General features: G+C 74.2%; 16 protein-coding genes and 1 pseudogene. 7 read left to right on the top strand and 10 right to left on the bottom strand.

From position 1 onward, the window contains the following. Positions 1 to 61: 61 nt before the first annotated feature. On the bottom strand, positions 62 to 1,225 hold the full coding sequence (locus ACFWOG_RS00085; RefSeq protein ID WP_380353235.1) for an acyl-CoA dehydrogenase family protein: 1,164 nt from the start codon (positions 1,223 to 1,225) through the stop codon (positions 62 to 64). 123 nt (positions 1,226 to 1,348) lie between these two features. On the opposite strand from ACFWOG_RS00085, the pseudogene ACFWOG_RS00080 reads away from it, so the two are divergent. Further along, positions 1,349 to 1,972 (top strand): annotated as a pseudogene (locus ACFWOG_RS00080) (TetR/AcrR family transcriptional regulator); the annotation flags it as partial. 122 nt (positions 1,973 to 2,094) lie between these two features. Here ACFWOG_RS00080 and ACFWOG_RS00075 read toward each other — a convergent pair. From ACFWOG_RS00075 to ACFWOG_RS00045, 7 genes are all read right to left on the bottom strand, one after another. After that, on the bottom strand, positions 2,095 to 3,447 hold the full coding sequence (locus ACFWOG_RS00075) for a nitric oxide synthase oxygenase (protein WP_380353232.1): 1,353 nt from the start codon (positions 3,445 to 3,447) through the stop codon (positions 2,095 to 2,097). A gap of 119 nt (positions 3,448 to 3,566) precedes the next feature. After that, complete coding sequence (locus ACFWOG_RS00070; RefSeq protein WP_380353366.1) at positions 3,567 to 5,003, bottom strand: sugar porter family MFS transporter; 1,437 nt, start codon at positions 5,001 to 5,003, stop codon at positions 3,567 to 3,569. Between the two features lie 146 nt (positions 5,004 to 5,149). Further along, a complete protein-coding gene (gene egtD / locus ACFWOG_RS00065) occupies positions 5,150 to 6,121 on the bottom strand; it encodes an L-histidine N(alpha)-methyltransferase (RefSeq protein WP_380353230.1) in 972 nt (323 codons plus the stop codon). A gap of 75 nt (positions 6,122 to 6,196) precedes the next feature. Further along, the gene (gene egtC / locus ACFWOG_RS00060; RefSeq protein WP_329948857.1) at positions 6,197 to 6,946 is read right to left on the bottom strand and encodes an ergothioneine biosynthesis protein EgtC; all 750 of its coding nucleotides are present in this window, start codon (positions 6,944 to 6,946) and stop codon (positions 6,197 to 6,199) included. Then, positions 6,946 to 8,430 carry an ergothioneine biosynthesis protein EgtB gene (gene egtB / locus ACFWOG_RS00055; protein WP_380353227.1) on the bottom strand — a complete coding sequence of 495 codons (1,485 nt, stop codon included), beginning with the start codon at positions 8,428 to 8,430 and terminating at the stop codon, positions 6,946 to 6,948. Before egtB ends, egtC begins: the two co-directional genes overlap by 1 nt. Continuing rightward, positions 8,427 to 9,716 (bottom strand): ergothioneine biosynthesis glutamate--cysteine ligase EgtA, encoded by a 1,290-nt coding sequence (egtA, locus tag ACFWOG_RS00050; RefSeq protein WP_329948855.1) that lies wholly within the window; start codon positions 9,714 to 9,716, stop codon positions 8,427 to 8,429. The genes egtB and egtA overlap by 4 nt, the downstream gene beginning before the upstream one ends. 347 nt (positions 9,717 to 10,063) lie before the next feature. Beyond that, positions 10,064 to 10,528, bottom strand: coding sequence for an SRPBCC family protein (locus ACFWOG_RS00045; protein WP_329948854.1), 465 nt, complete (start codon positions 10,526 to 10,528; stop codon positions 10,064 to 10,066). A 218-nt stretch (positions 10,529 to 10,746) separates the two neighbouring features. Here ACFWOG_RS00045 and ACFWOG_RS00040 point away from each other — a divergent pair, with 218 nt between their 5' ends. Further along, a complete protein-coding gene (locus ACFWOG_RS00040; RefSeq protein WP_329880389.1) occupies positions 10,747 to 11,553 on the top strand; it encodes an SAM-dependent methyltransferase in 807 nt (268 codons plus the stop codon). Beyond that, positions 11,550 to 13,670 (top strand): EAL domain-containing protein, encoded by a 2,121-nt coding sequence (locus ACFWOG_RS00035; protein WP_329880388.1) that lies wholly within the window; start codon positions 11,550 to 11,552, stop codon positions 13,668 to 13,670. The genes ACFWOG_RS00040 and ACFWOG_RS00035 overlap by 4 nt, the downstream gene beginning before the upstream one ends. A gap of 125 nt (positions 13,671 to 13,795) precedes the next feature. Here the strand turns inward: ACFWOG_RS00035 and ribA are convergent, their stop codons facing one another. Continuing rightward, complete coding sequence (gene ribA / locus ACFWOG_RS00030; RefSeq protein ID WP_380353224.1) at positions 13,796 to 14,440, bottom strand: GTP cyclohydrolase II; 645 nt, start codon at positions 14,438 to 14,440, stop codon at positions 13,796 to 13,798. A gap of 960 nt (positions 14,441 to 15,400) precedes the next feature. Here ribA and gdhA point away from each other — a divergent pair. The 4 genes from gdhA to ACFWOG_RS00010 all read left to right on the top strand — a co-directional run bounded on the left by gdhA (position 15,401) and on the right by ACFWOG_RS00010 (position 19,790). Then, entirely contained in the window at positions 15,401 to 16,780 is a 1,380-nt protein-coding gene (gene gdhA / locus ACFWOG_RS00025; protein WP_329880376.1) for an NADP-specific glutamate dehydrogenase, read from the top strand. Between the two features lie 209 nt (positions 16,781 to 16,989). After that, positions 16,990 to 17,862, top strand: coding sequence for a GyrI-like domain-containing protein (locus tag ACFWOG_RS00020; RefSeq protein WP_380353221.1), 873 nt, complete (start codon positions 16,990 to 16,992; stop codon positions 17,860 to 17,862). A 188-nt stretch (positions 17,863 to 18,050) separates the two neighbouring features. Next, complete coding sequence (locus ACFWOG_RS00015) at positions 18,051 to 18,959, top strand: NADP-dependent oxidoreductase (protein WP_329948848.1); 909 nt, start codon at positions 18,051 to 18,053, stop codon at positions 18,957 to 18,959. Positions 18,960 to 19,025: 66 nt separating this feature from the next. Continuing rightward, a complete protein-coding gene (locus ACFWOG_RS00010; protein WP_380353218.1) occupies positions 19,026 to 19,790 on the top strand; it encodes a VOC family protein in 765 nt (254 codons plus the stop codon). On the opposite strand, the gene lnt is transcribed toward ACFWOG_RS00010, so the two are convergent. Further along, complete coding sequence (gene lnt / locus ACFWOG_RS00005; protein ID WP_380353215.1) at positions 19,766 to 21,424, bottom strand: apolipoprotein N-acyltransferase; 1,659 nt, start codon at positions 21,422 to 21,424, stop codon at positions 19,766 to 19,768. The two genes, ACFWOG_RS00010 and lnt, sit on opposite strands and share 25 nt — an antisense overlap. Positions 21,425 to 21,523: the final 99 nt, after the last annotated feature.

Raw genomic sequence — 21,523 nt, 5'->3', positions numbered from 1 at the left:
GTCGTCAGGCCGGGAGGTGTGGTCGGAGGGATCGGGCCGGAGGGGCGGTCAGAAGGGGCGGTCAGAAGGCGTTGACGCCGGTGAGCGCGCGGCCGATGAGCAGTTGGTGGATCTGACTGGTGCCCTCGTAGAGGGTCATCACCCGGGCGTCGCGCAGGTACTTGCCGACGGGGTACTCGTCGATAAACCCGTAGCCCCCGAAGACCTGGAGCGCGTTGTTGGCGGCCCGGACGGCGGCCTCACTGGCGAAGAGCTTGGCGACGGAGGACTCGGTGGCGAACGGCAGGCCGCGGTCGATGTGGTCGGCGACCTTCCAGGTGAGCAGCCTGGCGGCCTCGACGTCCACGGCGATGCCGGCGAGCAGCTGCTGCACCAGCTGGTGGGAGGCGATCGGCGCACCGAACTGCTCGCGTTCGCCCGCGTACCGGACGGCGGCGTCCAGGCAGGCCCGGGCGATGCCGACGCAGCCGGCGGCGACCGACATGCGTCCCTTGGCGAGCGCGGCCATGGCGACGGTGAAGCCCTTGCCGGTCTCGCCGAGCCGGGCGCTGTCGGGCACCCGGACGGCGTCGAAGGCCAGTTCCGCGGTGGTCTGGCCGCGCAGGCCGAGCTTGCCGTGGATCTCGGTGCGGGTGAAGCCGGGCAGGTCGGTGGGGACGAGGAAGGCGGTGATGCCCCGGTGTCCCCGCCGGTCGGGGTCGTCGCCGCCGGTGCGGGCGAAGACGAGGGCGACGTCGGCCCAGGTTCCGTTGGTGATGAACATCTTGGCGCCGCTGATCAGCCAGTCGTCGCCGTCGCGGACGGCACGGGTGGTGAGGTTGGCGGCGTCCGAGCCGGTGCCGGGTTCGGTGAGGGCGAAGCAGCCGAGCGCCTCGCCGGCGGTGAGCCGGGGCAGCCAGTGCCGCTTCTGTTCCTCGGTTCCGAAGGAGTTGACCGACTTGCCGACCAGGCCGAGCGAGACCGAGACGATGCCGCGTACGGCGGAGTCGCCGCGGCCCAGTTCCTCCAGGACCAGGCAGTAGGCGAGGTGGTCGCCGCCGCTGCCCCCGTACTCCTCCGGGAGGGTCAGGCCGAGGAAGCCGAGCGCGCCGAGTCTGGCGATGATCGCGCGGTCGACGGACTCGGCGCGGTCCCACGCGGCGGCGTGCGGCGCGATCTCGCGGTCGGTGAAGGAGGCCGCGAGGTCGCGGACGGCGGCCTGCTCCTCGGTGAGCTCCAGGTTCATGGCGACCCCGATAAACTAGCGCTGCAAGTTTTACGAGGGGACTGTAGCCCCGACCGGGCGCGCTGGGAAGGGGCACCTGCCACAATCGGTCCCCACACCCACCCGACCGGAGGAACCGCGCCGATGGCCCGCCCCCGAACCCCGCTGCTCAGCCGCGAGCGCATCGTCGCCGCCGCTCTGCGGCTGGTCGACGAGGAGGGGCTGGCCGCCCTCTCGACCCGCCGCCTGGCCACCGAGCTGTCCGTGAGCGGGCCGTCCCTCTACAACCACTTCGCCACCAAGGACGAGTTGCTGGACGCGGTGGTGGACGGGGTCATCGGCGAGGTCGACCTGTCGATGTTCGGCGCGGGTGCGCCCTGGCCGGAGGCGCTGCGCGACTGGGCCCGCTCCTACCGCGCCGCGCTGGCCGCCCACCCCCACATCGTCCCCGTGCTCGCCCAGGGCCCCGGGCGCCGGCCGAACGCGCTGCGACTGGCCGACGCCGTCTTCGGGTGCCTGGTCGAGGCGGGCTGGCCGCGCGGGCAGGCGACCCGGATCGGCGCGCTGATGCGGTACTTCGTCACCGGCTCGGCGCTGGCCTCGTTCGCGGCTGGGTTCCCCGAGGACGCCGGGCTGTACGACGCCGCCGACTACCCGCACCTCGGCGAGGCGCACCGGCTGGCCGAGCACCGGACGGCGATCGACGAGGGCGCCTTCGAGACCGGCCTGGAGGCGCTGCTCGACGGGCTCGCCCTGCGCTACGAGCGCGGTCCGGCCGCCGCGGGCGCTACGGGCGGACCGGGTGCGGCCGGTCGCCCGGACGCCTCCGACGGCCGGGCCGGTTCCGACGGTTCCGACGGTCCGGGTGGTTCCGCCGCACCCGACCGTGCTCACCAGGCCGCGCGGGTCACGAACGCGGGCCGCAACGAGGAGTCCACCGGGTCGTAGTACCGGTGGTAGACGGGGGTCAGCCCGCCCGAGACCGGTGGCACGATCCAGCTCCAGTCGGCCGGGGTGGGCCGGCCGAGCCGCCGCTCCTGCGCGACGTGCCGGAGGAACCGCTCCGACTCGGTGTGGTGGTCGGCGATGGTCACCCCGGCCTCCTGGAACGAGTGCAGCACCGCCACGTTGAGCTCCACCAGCGCGCGGTCCCGCCACAGGGTGCGGTCGTGGGAGGTGTCCAGCCCGAGCCGCCCGGCGACAGTGGCGAGCATGTCGTAGCGGTCGGCGTCGGCCAGGTTGCGGGCGCCGATCTCGGTGCCCATGTACCAGCCGTTGAACGGTGCGGTGGGGTAGCGGACACCACCGATCTCCAGCGTCATGTCACTGATCGCCGGGACGGCGTACCAGCGCAGGCCCAGCTCGGCGAACCACGCGTGGTCGGGGTGGACGAGGTCGACCTCGAGCGTGGTGTCGTCCGGCAGTTCGTACCACTCGGGCCGCTCGCCGGGCCGCTCCTGCACCAGCAGCGGCAGCACCTCGAACCGATCCTCGCCGCACTTCCACCCGAGGTCCCGGGCCCGGGCGGCGAGCCTGGCCCCGGCCGGGTCGCCCGTCCACCCGCCGTCCGCCGTCGGGTGGCCGGCGTACCGGACGAGCTGCTGGTTGAGGATGCGGGCCGCCGGACGGCCGGGCCGGTCGGGGGCGAACACCGAGACCACCGGGCGGATCCGCCCGCCGTTGGTGGCGGTGCGCAGGTGCTCGAAGGACTCGGCGGCGATGTCGTCGGCGGAGCTCAGGTGCCGCAGATCGCGGACCACGAGGCTGCGCCAGTACAGCCGGCCGATGCAGCGGGCGGCGTTGCGCCAGGCGAGCCGGGCGCCGTGGGCCAGCTCGGCGGGCGTGTGCTCGTAGGTGCCGGTCCGGTCGATCTCGTCGAGGACGGCGCGGACGCGCGGCTCCGGGTCCCCGGCGGCGGGCTGCTCGCGGTGGAACTGCCGGACGAAGTCGGCGGCCTGCCGGGGGTCGGTGAAGTGGTCCGCGAGGTCCGCCGGGCTCGCGGGGTCGGCCGGGTCCGCGGGGTCGGCCTGGTCCGCCTGGTCCGCGGACCAGGCGGCGTCGGGGCCTTCAGGCCCTTCCGGGCCCTCGGCGTCGGCCGACGGGGGCGCCCCGCCGGGAGCCGCCGCCTCCTCGGGCACCAGGTGGCCGTGGACGTGGGCGTGCGAGTACGGGCAGGTCCCGCCGTTCGCGGCGGTGGGTCTGCGGGCGCTGCGGGTGCGAAGCCGGTCGAAGATCAAGGACATCCCTCCTGCCGTCCAGGGATACCGGAGGTGTCCGGTGCGCCGCAGAGAGTGAACGATTCGGCCCCCGCACCCGGGCTCTTGGCGCTAGGGTGCGGGGGCCGGGGAGGTTCGGCGGGGGCTCAGCCCATGTCCTCCAGTCGCACGCCCTTGGTCTCCTTCATGAACTTCGCCACGAAGACGATCGACAGCGCCGCGAAGACCGCGTAGGCGAGGTACGTCGCGGAGAGGTTCCAGCGCGAGAGCGCCGGGAACGAGACGGTGACGGCCCAGTTGGCGAGCCACTGCGCCGAGGCGGCCACCGAGAGCGCGGCGGCGCGGATCCGGTTGGGGAACATCTCGCCGAGCATGACCCAGACCACCACGCCCCAGGAGAGCGCGAAGAACAGCACGAAGGCGTTGGCGGCGATCAGCGCGACGGTGCCCTGGAGGTCGGGCAGCGTGACGTCGTCGCCGGTGCCGGTGGCGGAGGAGAACGCCCAGGCGCAGGCGCCCAGTGCGACGGCCATGCCGGCCGAGCCGATCAGCGCGAGCGGCTTGCGGCCGATCCGGTCGACCAGCAGGATCGCGACGGCGGTGCCGAGGATGTTGATGACCGATCCGATGAAGCTGATCAGCAGCGAGTTGGTCTGGTCGATGCCCACCGACTGCCAGAGGATCGACGAGTAGTAGAAGATCACGTTGATGCCGACGAGCTGCTGGAAGACCGAGAGCCCGATGCCGACCCAGACGATCGGGAGCAGACCGAACCGTCCGCCGAGCAGGTCGCGGAAGCGCGGACGGTGGTCCGTGTCGATCAGTCCCCGGATCTCGGCGATCCGGGCGTCGGTGTCGGAGTCCTTGCCCTCGACCTCGGCGAGCACGGTGCGGGCCTCGTCCAGGCGGCCGGCCGAGATCAGGAAGCGCGGGGACTCGGGGATGGTGGAGGCGAGCACGAAGTAGACCGCGGCGGGCACGACGCAGATCCCGAGCATCCACTGCCAGGCCTCCAGGCCGAGCAGGTGGCCGCGGGTCTCACCGCCGGCCGCGTCCGCCAGCACCCAGTTGACCAGCTGGGAGACGGCGATGCCGAGGACGATCGCCGCCTGCTGGAACGAGGCCAGCCGGCCGCGGTACTTCGTCGGCGCGACCTCGGCGATGTAGGTCGGGGCGATCACCGAGGCGATGCCGATGGCCGCTCCGCCCAGGACCCGCCAGAAGGCGAGGTCCCAGGCGGAGAACGGCAGCATCGAGCCGACGGCGCTGACCGCGAAGAGCAGCGCTCCCGCCTTCATCACGGTGATCCGGCCGTACCGGTCGGCGAACCGCCCGGCCAGCGCGGCGCCGACCGCCGAGCCCAGCAGCGCGGAGGAGACGATCAGCCCGGTCACGCCGTCACCGACGCCGAACTTCTCCTGGATCCCGGAGACGGCCCCGTTGATCACGGAGCTGTCGTAGCCGAACAGGAAGCCGCCGAGGGCCGCGGCGGCGGTGATGAAGACGACGAAGCCGAGCCGGCCGGACGACGGCCCGGTCTCGGCCGCCGAGGGCCCCGCGGGCTGCTGGGTGACGCTCACGATCTTGACTCCTGGTACTCAACGCTGAGCTTGGTAGCCGAGATCGTAACCCCTCAATGTTCAAGTGTTGTACGTGGGATGCCCTTAGCCCCCGGCCTGGATTAGTAAGGTGAACGATCAAATCGGAAGGGTCGGCAGGGCTCCACCGATCAGGCGGGCCGGGCCAGCGAGAGCCCGAACCGGCCCTCGTCGTCGGTCCACCACTCGGTGAGCCGCATGCCCGCCGCCGCCAGCTCCTCGGCCACCCGCTCCCGGCGGAACTTGGCCGACACCTCGGTGCGCAGCTCCTCGCCCTCGTCGAAGTGGACCGGCAGGTCCAGCTCCGGGATCTTCACGGTCTGGTCCCGCAGTGACCGCAGCCGCATCTCGATCCACTCCCGCTCCGGGTCCCAGAGCGCCACGTGCTCGAAGGACTCCGGGTCGAAGTCGGCGGCCAGCTCCCGGTTGAGCACGTTCAGCACGTTCCGGTTGAACTCCGCCGTCACCCCGGCCGCGTCGTCGTAGGCGGCGACCAGGACCGCCGGGTCCTTGACCAGGTCGGTGCCGAGCAGCAGGAAGTCACCCGGGTCGAGGGCGGCGCGCAGCCCGCGCAGGAAGGCGGCGCGCTCCGCGGGCAGCAGGTTGCCGAGGGTGCCGCCGAGGAACGCGACCAGGCGGGGTCCGCCGTCCGGCGGCAGGCCGAGCCGGGCGGTGAAGTCGGCCAGCACGCCGTGCACCGCCAGCCCCGGGTACTCGGTGGCGAGCGCCGCGCCGGCAGCGCCCAGCGCGCTCTCGCTGACGTCCACCGGCACGTACGCGTCCAGCGTGCCCAGGTCGCGCAGTGCGTCCAGCAGCAGCCGGGTCTTCTCGGAGGAGCCCGAACCCAGCTCGACCAGGGTGCGGGCCCGGGTGACGGCGGCGATCTCGCCGGCCCGGGCGGTCAGGATGGCCCGCTCGGCACGGGTCGGGTAGTACTCGGGCAGCCGGGTGATCTCCTCGAACAGCTCGCTGCCCCGGGCGTCGTAGAACCACTTGGGCGGCAGCGACTTGGGCTCGGAGGTCAGGCCGTGCTGCACGTCGTACCGCAGGGCGGTGCTGAAGTGGTCGGCGGGCAGCAGTCGGGTGAGATCGAAGGTGCTCATGGCAGATGGATCCTCTGTTCAGGAAGTGAAGAAAGGAGGAGATCTTCAGGAGAGAAGGCTTCGGGAGGGAAGGATTCAGGAGGCCCGGGCGAGAGGGGTGACGGTGACCCCGGCCGGGCCGGCCAGCAGCAGCGACCGGTCCGGGACGGCCGTCCAGTCCGGGTGGTCGTCGGAGGGCTCGGAGGCCACCAGCACGCCGAGGCCGGGCACAGTCCGGTGGTGCAGGGTGTCGCCCCAGGCCGTCGCGGCGACGGCCCGCCCGTCGGTGAGCAGCAGGTTGAGCCGCCCGTCCGTGTGGGCGGTCACGTCCGCGACGGTGCCCGCCAGCGCCTCGCCCAGGCCCGCGCCCCCGCGCAACCGGTGCAGGGTCAGTGCCCAGAGCAGTGCCGAGTCGGTCCGCGCCACCAGCCCCAGCAGTTCGGCGGGCGGCAGCAGCGACGCCACCGCGCCCAGCCGCTCCGGCCAGCCGGCCACGGCGCCGTTGTGGCTGAACAGCCAGGGTCCGGCGGCGAACGGCGCGGCGGCCTCCTCGCCCGCCGCGCAGCCCTCGGTGGCCGAGCGGACGGCCGCCAGCAGCGCCCGGGTGCGCAGGACCCGGGCGAGATCGGCGAAGGAGGCGTCCGCCCAGACCGGCCCGGCCCGCCGGTAGCGGGCCGGGACGTCGTCGCCCTCCGCGTACCAGCCGAGGCCGAAGCCGTCCGCGTTGACCGTGCCGTACTGCTGGACGCGCGGTGCCCAGGACTGCCGGTAGAGCCCGAACGGCGGTGCCACCAGCAGCTCCCGGGGCGCCACCGGCTCTCCCAGGTAGGCGAGGTGACGGCACATCAGCTGGAATCCACGTCGGCGGCGGTGCGGAACCCGGCGAAGATCTGGCGCCGGATCGGGTAGTCCCAGTTGCGGAAGGTGCCCCGGCAGGCGACCGGAGCCACGGCGAAGCAGCCGCCGCGCAGCACCTTGTGCTCCGGCCCGAAGAAGACCTCCGAGTACTCCCGGTACGGCCAGGCGCGGAAGCCCGGGTACGGCCGGAAGTCGCTGGACGTCCACTCCCAGACGTCGCCCATCAGCTGCCGCACCCCGTACGGGGACTGCCCGGCGGGGTAGCTGCCGGCCGGGGCCGGGCGCAGGTGCCGCTGGCCCAGGTTGGCGTGCTGCGGGGCCGGTGACGCGTCGCCCCAGGGGTGGCGGCGCGAGCGGCCGGTGGCCGGGTCGTGCCGCGCGGCCTTCTCCCACTCGGCCTCGGTCGGCAGCCGCCGCCCGGCCCACCGTGCGTAGGCGTCCGCCTCGTACCAGCTGACGTGCAGCACCGGCTCGTCGTGCGGTACGGCCTCCAGCACGCCGAAGCGCCGGCGCAGCCACTGGTCGCCGTCCCGGCGCCAGAACAGCGGGGCGGTGAGTCCGGCCTGCTGCCGGTGCTCCCAGCCCTCGGGCGTCCACCAGCGCGGTTCGTCGTAGCCGCCGTCGGCCAGGAACCGCAGGTAGGCGCCGTTGGTGACCGGCGTGGTGTCCAGCCGGAAGGCGGGCAGGTCGACCCGGTGGGCGGGGCGTTCGTTGTCCAGTGCCCACGGTTCGGTGTCGGTGCCCATGGTGAACGGCCCGGCCGGGACCAGCACGTCGGCGGGCAGCCCGGCCGCGTCCGCCGGGGCGGGCGGCGGCGGGGGAGCGGCCAGGGCGGGCTCGCCCCGGCGGAGCTGATGGGTGATCAGCATCGTCTCGTCGTGCTGCTGTTCGTGTTGGGCGATCATGCCGAAGGCGAAACCGGCGTCCAGCAGGGGTGCGCCCTCCAGCGGGCTGGCGGCGAGCAGGTCGAGCACCCGGCCGCGGACGTCGTGCGCGTACGCGCGGGCCTCCCCGGGCGGGAGCAGCGGCAGCCTGGGCCGCTCGGCCCGCGGGTGCTCGAACGCGTCGTAGAGCGGGTCGATCTCGGGGTGCATCGGGTCGCGGCCGCCGATGTTGCGCAGCAGCCAGAGCTCCTCCTGGTTCCCGATGTGCGCGAGGTCCCAGACCAGCGGGGACATCAGGGGGGAGTGCTGGGCGGTGAGGTCGTGCTCCCCGACGCAGTCGGTCAGTGCGGCGGTGCGGGCGCGGGCGGCCAGCAACTCGGAGGCGATCGTCTCGCGCAGGGTCTCCAACGGCAGCGAGTCCAACGGCAGAGCGTCCGACAGCAGCGCGTTCGTCGGCAGCGCGCCGGGCGACAGGGGGGTCGGGGAGGGAGCGGTCGGCCGTCCAGGTGCGGGCGTGCCGGCCGGGCGGGCGTCGCGCACGGTCCGTGCCGCGTGCGCGTCAGCGGCGGTGCGGGCGTCGTCGGTCATGGTGCGGCCTCCTCCGGGGGAGTGCGTAGGCTGCCGGAGCGCAGGGCGTCCAGCTGGTCGTCGGCCGGGCAGCGGCCGCGCGCGGGGTAGCGCTCGGCGAACTCGGCGACGACGGCGCGCAGCCGTTCGGCCCCGGGCATCCGGCCCAGCGCGGCGTCGGCGGCGGCGAAGCAGGTCAGGGTGGCGCGGCGCAGCTCGGGGTCGGCCACGGCCAGGGTGGCGGCCCGGCGCCAGACGTCGCTGCGCGGCGGGCGCGGTCCGTCCGGGCACTCCAGCGGCTCCAGCGCGGCGAGCGCGGCGTCGGCGGCCACCGGGTCGTCCAGCAGGGCGGTGGCCAGGGCGGCGGGGACGATCCAGCCGTCGCCGGGCTGGGCGTCGATCATCCGCAGCTCCAGGTAGCCGTGCGGGCGGACCGGCGGGAAGAGCGTGGTGCGGTGGTAGTCGAGGTCGGCCAGGGTGGGCGGGCGCTCGCCGCGGCCGCGCAGCCAGTCGCGGAAGGTCAGCCCGGCCGGCGCGGTCCACGGGAGGCCGTCGTGACGGCGGACGCAGAGGACCTCGGCGTCCAGCACGTAGCGGGTCCAGGCCTCGCGCGGGTCGCCGTGGTCCGGTGACGGGGCGAGCGTGCGGCTGGGGTCCATCCGGGACCAGACGGTCTGGCGGGTGGACCGGTGGCCGGTGGGCCGGCCGTCCAGCAGCGGAGAGTTGGCGAAGGCGGCGACCAGGACGGGGCCGAGCCGGTGGGCGAGGCGCCATCGTCGGTCGAGCGAGTGCGGGCCGCTCTCCGCGCCGGAGTCCAGGCAGACCTGGAGGGAGGCGGTGCCGGTCATCATGATGCGGCCCCAGGGACCGGCCGAATTGAAGAACCGTTCCATCGCCACGTAGCGCGGGTGGTCCAGCACCATCTGGCGGGGTCGGGCCAGGGGGTCGGTGCCGGTACCGGTGAGCCGCAGGCCCTGTGCCGCGAAGGCGGCCCGCAGGGCGGCGAGGTCGCGCCGGGTGTCGGCGACGCAGCCGGTGAGGCTGTCGGCGGGCGGGGAGCTGAGCTCTACCTGGCCGCCGGGTTCGAGGGTGAGACGGGAACCGGAGGGGAGCGAGGTCCCGTCGGGGCCGCCGAGCGGCAGTGCGTTCAGTGCGGCGTGCAGTCGTTCCGGAAGGACGGGGTGGGTCGGACATCGGTCGTCGTGGACGAACCACTCCAGCTCGACGCCGACCAGGCGGGGCGGCCCGATCTTGAAGCAGACGCCGGCCATGTGGCCGCGCGCCTCGGACTCGGTGAGCGGGGTCACCGTGGTGGGGCTCCCACCGGGGCGGAGTGCGCCTCCGGGGGGTCCGGCGGCGGACGGCCCGCCGCTCTGCCGGTCGGGCGGGCTGGTCGGTCGAACGGGTATCACCGGACTCACCATCCTCGGGATCACGATTGCGGCCCGGTCTACTCTGCCCAGTCTGCTACGGACCATGCGGAGTCGCCCCACAAACATCTGCTGCAGAGGATTCACCGCAGGTCAGAAGGGGTACGAGAGGGTGAATCAGGCCCGGTGCCGGGCCTTCGGCGGCTCCCCGAAGCAGCCGTTCGGCAGTCGTTCCGCCGCCGTGCGTGGCCGTCCGCCGACCTCGGCCGCCGTGCCTCGCGCCGTCAGGCCCCGTCCGCCGGACCGGCCCCGAGGTGGGCGGCCAGGCCGCGCCGGCCGCGGTGCATCATCACGGCGTGGTTGGCCCGGAACAGCAGGTGGGCGGGGACGGCGAGGCGGCGCAGCAGGGCACTGGCCGGGCGGGCGTCCTCCTCGAAGAGGACCTCGGAGCCGCCGGCGCCGTCCGCCGTGACCGTCCAGCGCGACCAGCCGATCAGGTCGGCGTCCATGGCGGCCTCCAGCACGCCGGCCCCGTGGTCCCGTCGGGTCGTCGTGAGCCGGATCACCAGCCGGTACGGGAGCAGGGCGCGGACCAGCACCTCCCCGCTGTCCGGGCCGGTCTGCCGGACGTCACGGATGTCGGGCCACCAGCGGGGGTAGCCCGGTACGTCCTCCAGGGCCGCGTACACGGCGCCCGGCGGTGCGGCCAGGCGCCACGTCCCGCGGAACCGGTAGTGGTTGAGATCCACGGGCGCACTCTAGTCCGGGCGGGTCCCGGCCCGGTCCGGGTTCGGCAGGTTCGCCGGGTCCGGCGGGTCCGGCGCGAACTCGACCGGGAGGACCACGGCACTCCGCTTGCACGCATTCGGCGTGCGGAGGAGGATCTTTTGTGCTTGTAGTCTCATCAGTCACAGCCGCCCCTCCAGGCGGCCGGTCCACCGGAAGACGAAGCGAAGGAGTTCCGAGGATGCGGCGACCGAACTGGGTACCGGAAGGCACGGACCTGGACAAACCGAACGCCGCGCGGGTCTACGACTACTACCTCGGAGGCTCGCACAACTTCGAGGTCGACCGGGAGATGGCCCGCAAGGCGATCGCCCTCTGGCCCGAGCTGCCGCAGATCATGCGCTCCAACCGCGCCTTCCTGCGCCGCGCCGTGCAGTTCACCGCCGAACGCGGCATCACCCGCTTCCTGGACATCGGTTCCGGCATCCCCACCTTCGGCGCGGTCCACGAGATCGCCCGCGCGATCCGCCCCGAGGCCCAGGTGGTGTACGTGGACCGCGACCCGGTCGCCGTCGCGCACAGCCGCCTGCTCCTGGAGGGCGACGAGGGCTGCTCGGCCGTCCAGGCCGACGTCCGCGACATCGACGACCTGATGTCCCGCCCCGAGGTGACCGACCTGCTGGCGGCGGGGGAACCGGTGGCCGTCCTGCTGGTCGCGGTCATGCACTTCGTCGAGGACCAGGACAACCCCTGGAAGCTGATCGAGGTGATCCGCGACGCCCTCCCGCCGGGCAGCGCCCTCGTCCTCTCGCACGCCTCCCTGGAAGGCCGGCCCGACCAGGCCGAGGACCACCAGCGGCTGTACAAGATGACGCCCACTCCGCTCACCATGCGCACCCACGAACAGATCACCACCATGTTCACCGGCTTCGACCTGGTCGAGCCGGGCGTGGTCTACCTGCCGCAGTGGCGCCCCGAGCAGCCGGAGGCCGTCGGCCGCAACCCCGAGCGGATGACCGGAGTGGCAGGCGTGGGGTTCCGCCCGTGATCGGAGCACCGGAGCCGAGCAGCAGCGCCGAACGGTTCCACGCGGACTGGGCGCGCCTGCTCTCCGGTGACCACGGCACGGCGGTCCATCCCGGCCTGGTCGGCCGGCTCGTCTCCCGGACCGCCGCGCTGCTCCACCGCGCCCAGCTGGAGGAGCCGTTCGAGCCCCAGCTGGCCGCCGAGGCCGGGGCCCACCTGGTCGAGGCGCACTTCATCGACCCGGTGGTGCTGGCCCGGGCGGTGGAACTGCTCCAGCAGCAGCCGACCCCCGACGGCCGCGGACCCGCCCTCAGCGGTGCGTTCGCGGCCGGCTGGGCCGCCGCCCTGCGCGAGCGCACGCTGCGCGAGCAGGAGGCCATCCGCACCGCCGCCGACGTGGCCCGCAAGGAGGCCGAACGGGCCCTGCGGGCCTCCGAGGCCCGGTTCCGGGCGCTGTTCGAGAGCGCCGCGATCGGCATCGGCATCGGCGACACCGACGGCAACATCCTGGCCGTCAACAAGGCGCTCCAGGAGCTGTTCGGCGCCGGCCCGGAGGACATGACCGGCCGCCGCGTCGGCGACCTCGTCCACCCCGAGGACGCCCCGGGCGTCTGGGAGGCGTACGAGGACCTGATCAGCGGCAAGCGCGAGTACTTCCAGTTCGACAAGCCGTACTACCGGCAGGACGGCGAGGTGGTCTGGACCCACCTGACCGTCTCGCTGATCCGGGACGACGACGGCGTCCCGCAGTACCAGGTGGCGATGCTGGAGGACGTCACCGACCGCTACCGGCTCCAGGAGCGGCTGCGCCACCAGGCCACCCACGACCCGCTGACCGGCCTGCCCAACCGCGCCGCCTTCTTCGAACGGCTGGAGAAGCTCTTCGAGGACCCGGACCCGGGCGCCCGGTTCGGCCTCTGCTACGTCGACCTCGACGGCTTCAAGGTGGTCAACGACAGCCTCGGCCACGACACCGGCGACCAGCTGCTCGCCGCCGTCGCGGCCCGGCTGAAGGCCGCCCTCAGCCCGCTCGGCCACCTGGTCGCCCGGCTCGGCGGGGACGAGTTCGTCGTCCTGCTGGAGAACAGCCGCGGCGAGCAGGAGGCGGTGGCCGCCGCCAAGACCGTGCTCAAGGCGCTCGCCGGGCCGGTGCTGATCGGCGACCACAAGCTCGCCGTCGGCGCCAGCGTCGGCGTGCTGGAGCGGAGGGTCTCCACCACCACCCCCGGCGCCGCCGTCCGCGCCGCCGACCTGACCCTCTACCGCGCCAAGGAGGCCGGCCGGGGCCGCTGGACCCTCTTCGACCCCAAGGAGAACGCCCGCGCCGTCTCCCGGTACGCGGTCTCGGTGCGGATGCCCGCGGCCCTCGACCGGGGCGAGTTCTTCATCGACTACCAGCCGCTGTACGCGCTGGCCGACGGCCGGCTGGCCGCCGTCGAGGCACTGGTCCGCTGGCGCCACCCGCAGCTCGGCGTGCTCGGCCCGGACGAGTTCGTCACCACCGCCGAGGAGACCGGGCTGATCATGCCGCTCGGCCGCTGGGTGCTGGAGCAGGCCTGCGGCCAGGCGGCCGAATGGATCAAGCGGTTCGGCGACGCCGCCCCGCAGCTCAACGTCAACCTGGCGGTCCGCCAGGCCCGCAGCGCGGCCCTGGTCACCGACCTCGGCCGGATCCTCGACACCACCGGCCTCGACCCGGCCCGGCTCCAGCTGGAGATCACCGAGTCCACCGTGGTCGGCCCGGAGGACGAGGCGCTGCGCACCCTGCACGGGCTGGTCGGCCTCGGCGTCTCGCTCGCCGTCGACGACTTCGGCACCGGCTGGTCGAACCTCGCCTACCTGCGCGACCTGCCCGTCTCCGGCCTGAAGATCGCCGGCTCCTTCGTCGGGGACCTGCACGACCCGGCCAAGGACGAGTCGACCGGCTGGCGGATCGTCAGCGGTCTGGTCTCGATGGCGCACGCCCTCGGGCTGACCGTCACCGCCGAGGGCGTGGAGACCCGGCGGGACGCCGAGCGGCTGCGCCGGATCGGCTGCGACTGGGCGCAGGGCTGGCACTTCGGCCGCCCGGTCCGCCCCGCCGAGATCGCCCGCCGCATCGTCGAGGAGCCGCAGGGCCGCCCGGTCCCGCCCGCCTGAGGCGGCGTCCGGCGCAGCTCCGGGCGTCGAGCTGCGGACGTCCCGTCCTGCGCGGCCCGGCCCTGCCCGGCCGGCCGACTGTGCGCGGCCCGACCCCGCCCGGCTGCCCGGCCCCGTCGTGGTCCTCAGCCCACCAGGCGGGAGAGCTCGATCGAGTGTCCCGTCCGCTCCACCTTGGCCCGCAGGTAGCGGACGTTGGAGGGGGACAGGTGGACGCCGGTGGGCACCCGGTCGTGGACCGTGACGCCCAGGCGGGTCAGCTGGGCGGCCTTGTCCGGGTTGTTGCTCAGCAGGTCGATCCCGGTGACGCCCAGCGCGCCGAGCATCTGGGCGGCCGCGGTGTAGTCGCGGCCGTCCTCGGGCAGACCGAGCGCGGTGTTGGCGTCGTACGTGTCCAGGCCGGCATCCTGCAGGGCGTACGCGTCGAGCTTGTTGTACAGCCCGATGCCCCGGCCCTCCTGCCGCAGGTAGAGCAGGTACCCGCCGGCCGTCGTGATCCGCTCCACCGACTCGCGCAACTGCGGGCCGCAGTCGCAGCGGTCCGAGCCGAACACGTCCCCGGTGAGGCACTCCGAGTGCAGCCGCACGAGCGGCGTGCCGCCCGCCGGCACCTCGCCGAGGGCCAGGGCGAGGTGCTCCGCGCCGTCCGCCAGCCCGTGGAAGGTGGACACCTCCGCGTCGGCCCGGTACCCGTCCGGGAACGTCAGCGGGATCCGGACGCGGGACCGCACGGTGGCGGCACCGGTCTGCGGCGGGGCGTGCTGCGGCATGGGGGGCCTCCGTGACAGAAGTGGTGATCGGATCCCGACCGTACTAGGTAGTTCCAATTTGAACAACATGGTTCGGGTGCCCCGCGTACTCCGGCGCACGGCGACGCAGCCTCGCAACACCGCTCCCACCACGCCTGTTCCCGGCCGCCCGGCCCTGCCCGGCCCCGCCCGGCGACGCCGGCCCGCACGGCCGCCGGCGTGCCCGCTCGCCGGGAGCGGGGAGGGTTCCTCCGGGGCGTGAGTTCTTCCTCGGTCTCGGGCGGAATCCTTTCCGGTGGCGCCGTTCTCCCGGTCGGTGCCGTGCGGTACCGGGCCGGTGGCGGACCCTCGGACCCTTTGGTCGCCGAATGGGGAAATGCGTGAACGAGGATCGGGGGTGCGGCCCTGTCCGTAGGGGCTCGGCGGAATGATCCGGTGCGCCGCGGAACGTGCCCGGTGGCACCGCGCCGGATCGGAAAGACCGGGCCGAACCGGGGGGATCGCGCTTCGAAGGTGTTCGTCCACGCAGCACGGGCGGCTGTGGCGGTACATGTCCAGAAATGTGCGCGGCCATTTCTCGCTGTGTGTGCGTGCGGAATATGACTCGATTTCGTTCGTGCCCGTGGAAATCCGATGCGGGACATCGTCGGCGCTGGTGACGGTGCCCCCGGCCCGGGGTCGGGTGAATTCCTTTCGGAGGAATCCCGGGCGCCGGTCGAAGGCCCGGTCGCGGCGGTGGGGGCGGACGGGTCGGTGCTTCGTGTGGTTCCGGTGCGTCTGCGACCGGTCGACCGGGTTGCCCGGAATGCGGAAGGCGGCGGACAAATGCGGCCGACGGTGGGAGACTGACCCCCGTGTGAGCGGTCCGAGCTTGCCGCACCGGTGCGTGTCGCACCGTGACGCCCTCAATGGCGAGGGGGACCGCCGGCGCTTCCCCGGAGCGGGAGCGCCCTGTCTGTCGACCACGGAAGGTCCTGAGAGATGCCGGCTACCCCTGTGTCCGTGGCGTCGCATGACGCCGGGAACCCTGTCATCGAGTCGCTCTACGCCGAGGTGCTGCGGCGGAACCCGGGAGAGCCGGAGTTCCACCAGGCGGTGCGGGAGGTGGTCGAGACCCTCGGACCGGTGCTGGAGCGGAGGCCCGAGCTGGTCGACGCCCGGATCGTCGAGCGGATCGTGGAGCCGGAGCGGCAGCTGATGTTCCGGGTGCCGTGGACGGACGACCAGGGGCGGATCCACGTCAACCGCGGGTTCCGGGTGGAGTTCAACAGCGCGCTCGGGCCGTACAAGGGCGGGCTGCGGTTCCACCCGTCGGTCAACCTCGGGATCGTCAAGTTCCTCGGCTTCGAGCAGATCTTCAAGAACGCGCTCACCGGGCTGGGCATCGGCGGCGGCAAGGGCGGTTCGGACTTCGACCCCAAGGGGCGGTCCGACGCGGAGATCATGCGGTTCTGTCAGTCCTTCATGACCGAGCTGTACCGGCACCTGGGCGAGCACACCGACGTCCCGGCCGGGGACATCGGCGTCGGCGGCCGGGAGATCGGCTACCTGTTCGGGCAGTACAAGCGGATCACCAACCGCTACGAGTCGGGCGTGCTGACCGGCAAGGGCATCGGCTGGGGCGGTTCGCAGGCGCGCACGGAGGCGACCGGCTACGGGTGCGTGCTGTTCACCGCCGAGATGCTGCGGGCCCGGGGCGAGGACCTGGACGGCCTGCGGGTGGCGGTCTCCGGCTCCGGGAACGTCGCCGTGTACGCGGTCGAGAAGGCCCAGCAGCTCGGGGCCACGGTGGTCACGGTCTCGGACTCCGCCGGTTACGTGGTGGACGAGAAGGGCATCGACCTCGCGCTGCTCAAGGAGGTCAAGGAGGTCCGCCGCGGCCGGCTCACCGAGTACGCGGAGCTGCGCGGCAGCCACGTCCGGTACGCCGAGGGCACCGGTGTGTGGAGCGTGCCGGTGGACGTGGCACTGCCGTGCGCGACGCAGAACGAGCTGACCGGTGCGGACGCGCTGGCGCTGGTCCGCAACGGGGTGCGGGCGGTCGCCGAGGGGGCCAACATGCCGACCACGCCCGAGGCGGTCCGGGTGTTCCAGGACGCCGGGGTGGCCTTCGGCCCGGGCAAGGCGGCCAACGCGGGCGGGGTCGCCACCAGCGCGCTGGAGATGCAGCAGAACGCCTCGCGCGACTCCTGGTCCTTCGCGCGGACGGAGGAGCAGCTGGCCGGGATCATGCGGCACATCCACGACTCCTGCCACACCACGGCCGAGACGTACGGCCGACCCGGCGACTACGTGCTGGGTGCCAACATCGCCGGCTTCGAGCTGGTGGCGGACGCGATGCTGGCGCAGGGCCTGATCTGACGCGTAGCCGTAGCCGTACCCGCACCTCCCCGACCGGTCCCCGTGGCCGGTCGGGGAGGTGTTCGTCGTCGTGTCGCCGTGTCGCCGTGTCGCCGTTCCCGGGCCGCGGTGACGCGGCGGCCGACCCGACCGGAGCGGGCACAGGATGTCGGGTGCGGCCCGCGGGCGCTGCCTACGGTGGAACGCAGTAAGGGAAGGACGGGGCGCGGATGCTGGAACGGCTGAACCAGGCCATGGAGTACATCGAGGAACACCTCGACGGGCCGGTCGAGGTGGCGGAGCTGGCGCGGATCGCGACGACGTCGGAGTACCACTTCCGGCGGCTGTTCTCGGCGCTGGCCGGGATGCCGCTGTCGGAGTACCTCCGGCGCCGGCGGCTCACCCTCGCCGGGGCCGAAGTGCTCTCCGGCGAGCGGACGTTGCTCGATGTCGCGGTCCGGTACGGCTACACCTCCGGCGAGGCGTTCGCCCGGGCGTTCCGTGCGATGCACGGGGTCGGCCCGGGGGAGGCGCGGCGCGGCGGTGCGGTGCTCGTCTCGCAGCCCCGGATGTCCTTCCGGCTCGTCATCGAAGGGAGCAGCAGCATGCGGTACCGCATCGTGGAGAAGCCGGCGTTCCGGGTGGTCGGCAGACGGGCCCGGGTCCCGCTGGTCCACGTGGGGGTCAACCCGGCCATCGCCTCGTTCATCAGGGGGCTCGGCCGGGAGACCGTCGACCGGATCGCGGCCCTCTCGGACCAGGAGCCGGACGGCGTCGTCTCGGTCACCGAGTTCTTCTCGGACAGCCGGGAGGAGGGCGTCGAACTCGACTACTACCACGCGGTGGTGGCCGGCGCGGAGGTCGAGGTGCCGGAGGACCTGGACGTCCGAGAGGTCCCGGCCGGCACCTGGGCCGTCTTCTCCAACACCGGGACGTTCCCGCAGGCGTTGCAGGAGATGTGGCGGGACGTCTACACCCAGTGGTTCCCGTCCAACCCGTACGAGTCGCGGCCCGGCCCGGACATCCTCCGCACCCGCTTCCCCGCGGAGGCGGGGCAGGCCGAGGCGGAGATCTGGGTCCCGGTGGCCCGCGCGGGGCGGTGACGGACGACGGCTGACGGTGCCCGCCGGGCAGCGGGCGGCGGGCGCCGTCCGTCCGCGCCCGTCCGCCGGCCCGCCCGGCCCTCCGCCCGTTCGGCCCAGCACCACCGGCCCGCCCGACGCCCCGCCCGCATGCTGGGCGGGGAAGCACCGAGGCGGCCGGGGGCCGGCGAGCGAGGAGTGGATCGAGGATGGCCGAGGCGTTCGGGTTCGTCGACTACGGCGGGCCGGAGAAGCAGGAGTTCCTGGACCGGCCCGTGCTGGAGCCGGGACCGGGACAGCTCGGGATCGCGGTGCGGGCGGCCGGGGTGAACCCCGTGGACTGGAAGGTCCGCCGGGGTCTGCTCGGCCGGGACCGGGAGCTGCCGGCCGTCATGGGCCAGGAGGCGGCGGGCGTGGTGGAGCGGGTCGGGCCCGGGGTGACCGGCTTCACGCCTGGCGACGAGGTGTTCGGGATCGCGGCGGCCGGGGCGTTCGCGGCCCAGACGCTGCTGCTCGCGCGGATGAGCGCGCCGAAGCCGGCGAAGGTCGGCTTCGACCAGGCCGCCACCCTGCCGGTGGCGGCGGCGACGGCCGACGACGCCGTCCGGGACGTCGGGGTGGGCGCCGGGCAGACGCTGCTGATCCTCGGTGTCTCCGGCGGTGTGGGCAGCGCGGCCGCCCAGATCGCCCGCAGCCGGGGCATCCGCGTCATCGGCACGGCGAGCGACGCCAACCGCGGCTACGTGGAGTCCCTGGGGGCGGTGCAGGTCCGGTACGGCGCCGGGGTCGCCGAGCGGATCCGGGCGGTGGCCCCGGACGGGGTCGACGGGATCCTCGACCTGGTCGGCGGCGACGACGTGCGGGCCGCCGCGACCACGCTGGCGGACCGTTCCCGGCTGGTCGCCACCTCCGACCCGGCCGCCGCGGCCGAACTCGGCGGCCGGTTCGTCACCCGCTCCACCACGCCGGAGACGCTCGCCGCGCTGGCCGGGCTGGTGGCCGCAGGCGAGCTGGACCCGCAGATCAGCGCCCGCTACCCGCTGGCCCGCGCCGCCGAGGCGCTCGCCCTGGTCGAGTCGGGCCACGCGCGCGGGAAGCTCGTCCTCGAAGTCGCCTGAGCGGCGTCCCCGGCCACCGATCCACCCCGGTCCGCCCGGACCGCCGAACAGTCCTGAGGAACGCGGATGAAGATCGACGAGGTAGCGGTCGGCGGCCCGTGCTGGGTGGAGCACGGCAGCACCGACCCCGTGGCGGCCCAACGGTTCTACGGCGAGCTGTTCGGCTGGCGGCCCGAGACGGACGAGCGGCCCGAGGCCGGCGGGTACACCTTCATGAGGCTGGACCGCGCGATCGCCGCCTCCGTCTCCCCGCTGTACGGCGAGGGGCAGCCCACCGCGTGGACCGTCTCGTTCCTGGTGGCCGACGCCGACGACGCCGCCGCCCGGATCACCGGGGCGGGCGGCAGTGTCGTCGTCCAACCGATGGACGCACTCGACTTCGGCCGGTTCGCGATCGTCGCGGACCCGTCCGGTGCGGTGTTCGGGCTCTGGCAGGCGGGACGCCTGGTCGGCGCCGAGGTGCTCAACGCCCCCGGCGCGCTCGGCTGGGTGGAGCTGCTCACCCGGGACCGGGAGGGCGCCGCGGCGTTCTACCCGGCGGTGTTCGGCTGGACGGTCGGCCCGTCCGGGCAGTACACCCAGTGGGGCCTGGCCGGCGACGACTTCGGCGGCATGCTGGTGATGGGCGAGAACTTCCCCCCGCAGGTGCCGCCGCACTGGCTGCCGTACTTCGCGGTCGCCGACGTGGACGTGTCGGCGTTCCGGGCGGGCAACCTCGGCGCGGACGTGCTGATGGCCCCGACCGCGGTGCCGGACGGCCCGCGGATCGCCGTCCTGCGCGATCCGCAGGGCGCGGCGTTCGGCATCTACCTGGCGGGCTCCGAGGGCTGACCGTCCGCCGCCGGGGCCGGCCGGCCCTGCGCGGACCGGCCCGTACCGCGTCCGCGCAGGGCGCCGACCGCGGCGCCCGCCGTCACCAGCAGGGCCGCCGGCGGCACCACGTCCCCGACCCGGTCGTACCAGGTGAGCGCGGACGGCGCGGTCAGCGGCAGCCGGACGACCAGCGTGCCCGTCCCGTCCGTGCCGAGCCGGGCGAGCTCGCGCCCCTGCGCGTCGAAGGCGGCCGACACCCCCGTGAGCGAGGCCTGGACGGCCGGCCGGCCGGTCTCGGCGGCCCGGATCGCGGCCAGCGACACGTGCTGCTCGGGCGCCCAGGTGCGTTGGAAGGTCGAGGTCGAGGACTGGTAGACGAGCACCCGTGCACCCGCCCGTGCGGCCGTCCGGGAGAGGTCGGGGAACGCCGACTCGAAGCAGATCAGCGCGCCGACCGGCAGCGCGCCGCCCGCGCGGTCGACGGCCGGCAGGAGGTGGAAGGCGCTGCCGGGGGCCCGGTTCTCGCCGGCCGCCCGGCTGACCCCGGCCACCCAGCCGAGCACCGGCCGCAGCGGTACGTACTCGCCGAACGGCACCAGCCGGATCTTGCGGTACCGGTCGACGATCCCGTCCGGCGAGATCAGCACCGCGTCCTTGGAGATCCGTCCGTCGGCCTTGCGCGCGTCCTCGCCGGCCAGCACCCGGGCGCCGGTCGTGGCGGCCAGCCCGCGCAGCCGGTCGAGCGCCGCCGGGTCACGGTCGAGGTCGGCGGTGGTGCTGGACTCGCCCCAGACGACCAGGTCGACGGGCCGTCCGCCGAGGGCCTCGGTGGCGCGGACACCCGCCTCGAAGCGGGCCTGCGGTTCGTCGACGATGCCGGGCTGGACCAGGGCGAGGGTGATCGCGCCACCGGCCCCGCCCGCCCCGGCCCCGCCCGCCCCGGCCGGTTCGGGCGCGGGTCGCAGGGCGAAGAGCAGCGGCCCGGCGGCGAGCAGTCCGGCCACCACGAGGGCGGCCACCGTCCGGGGCCGCCGTTCGGCGGCGGTCAGCACCACCAGGACGGCGGTGTTGACCGCGACCACGGCCGCGCTGACCAGCCAGATCCCGCCGATCGAGGCCAGCGCGAGGACGGTCGGGTGCTGCCACTGGGTGGCGCCGATCAGGGCCCACGGCCCGCCGAGGGCGTGCCAGGACCGCGCGTACTCGGTGGTCAGCCAGACCGCGGCGACGACCACCGGTGCGAGCAGCGCCCGCCGGGTGGTCGGCGGCGGGTGCAGCAGCCCCCACACCGCCGCGCCGACCCCGGCCTGGAGCGCGCCGAACAGCACGGCGAGCAGCGGAAGCGCGGGCCCGACGGACGGCACCAGCCAGTACATGCCGGTGAGGATGAAGCCGGCGCCGAACCACCACCCCCGCACCGCCGCCTCGCGCATCCCGGGTGCCCGCTGCATCAGCAGCAGCCCGGGGACGAGCGCGACCCACGCCAGCGTGGCCAGCCCGGGCGCCGGGAAGGCGAACACCGGCACCGCCCCGGCGGCCAGCGCGGCCAGCCGTGGCCGGTACCGGGCGGCCCGGTCCGGGCGGCCGGGAGCGGCGACGGCCGCGGGACCGGCGGGACCGGCGGGACCGGTGAGCAGGGAGCGTCGCGACATGCCCCGTATTGTCCGCTCGGCGCGGCCCGGTCACCAGCCCTGTGATCACCCGAACGGGTCCGGCGTGTCGCGGGACGGCCGTGCGGGTCCGTACGGACC

It is taken from the genome of Kitasatospora sp. NPDC058406, assembly GCF_042722765.1.
GTDB lineage: Bacteria > Actinomycetota > Actinomycetes > Streptomycetales > Streptomycetaceae > Kitasatospora.
Note: the sequence above shows the minus strand (reverse complement) of the source record. Positions and strands in the feature narration are given on the sequence as shown.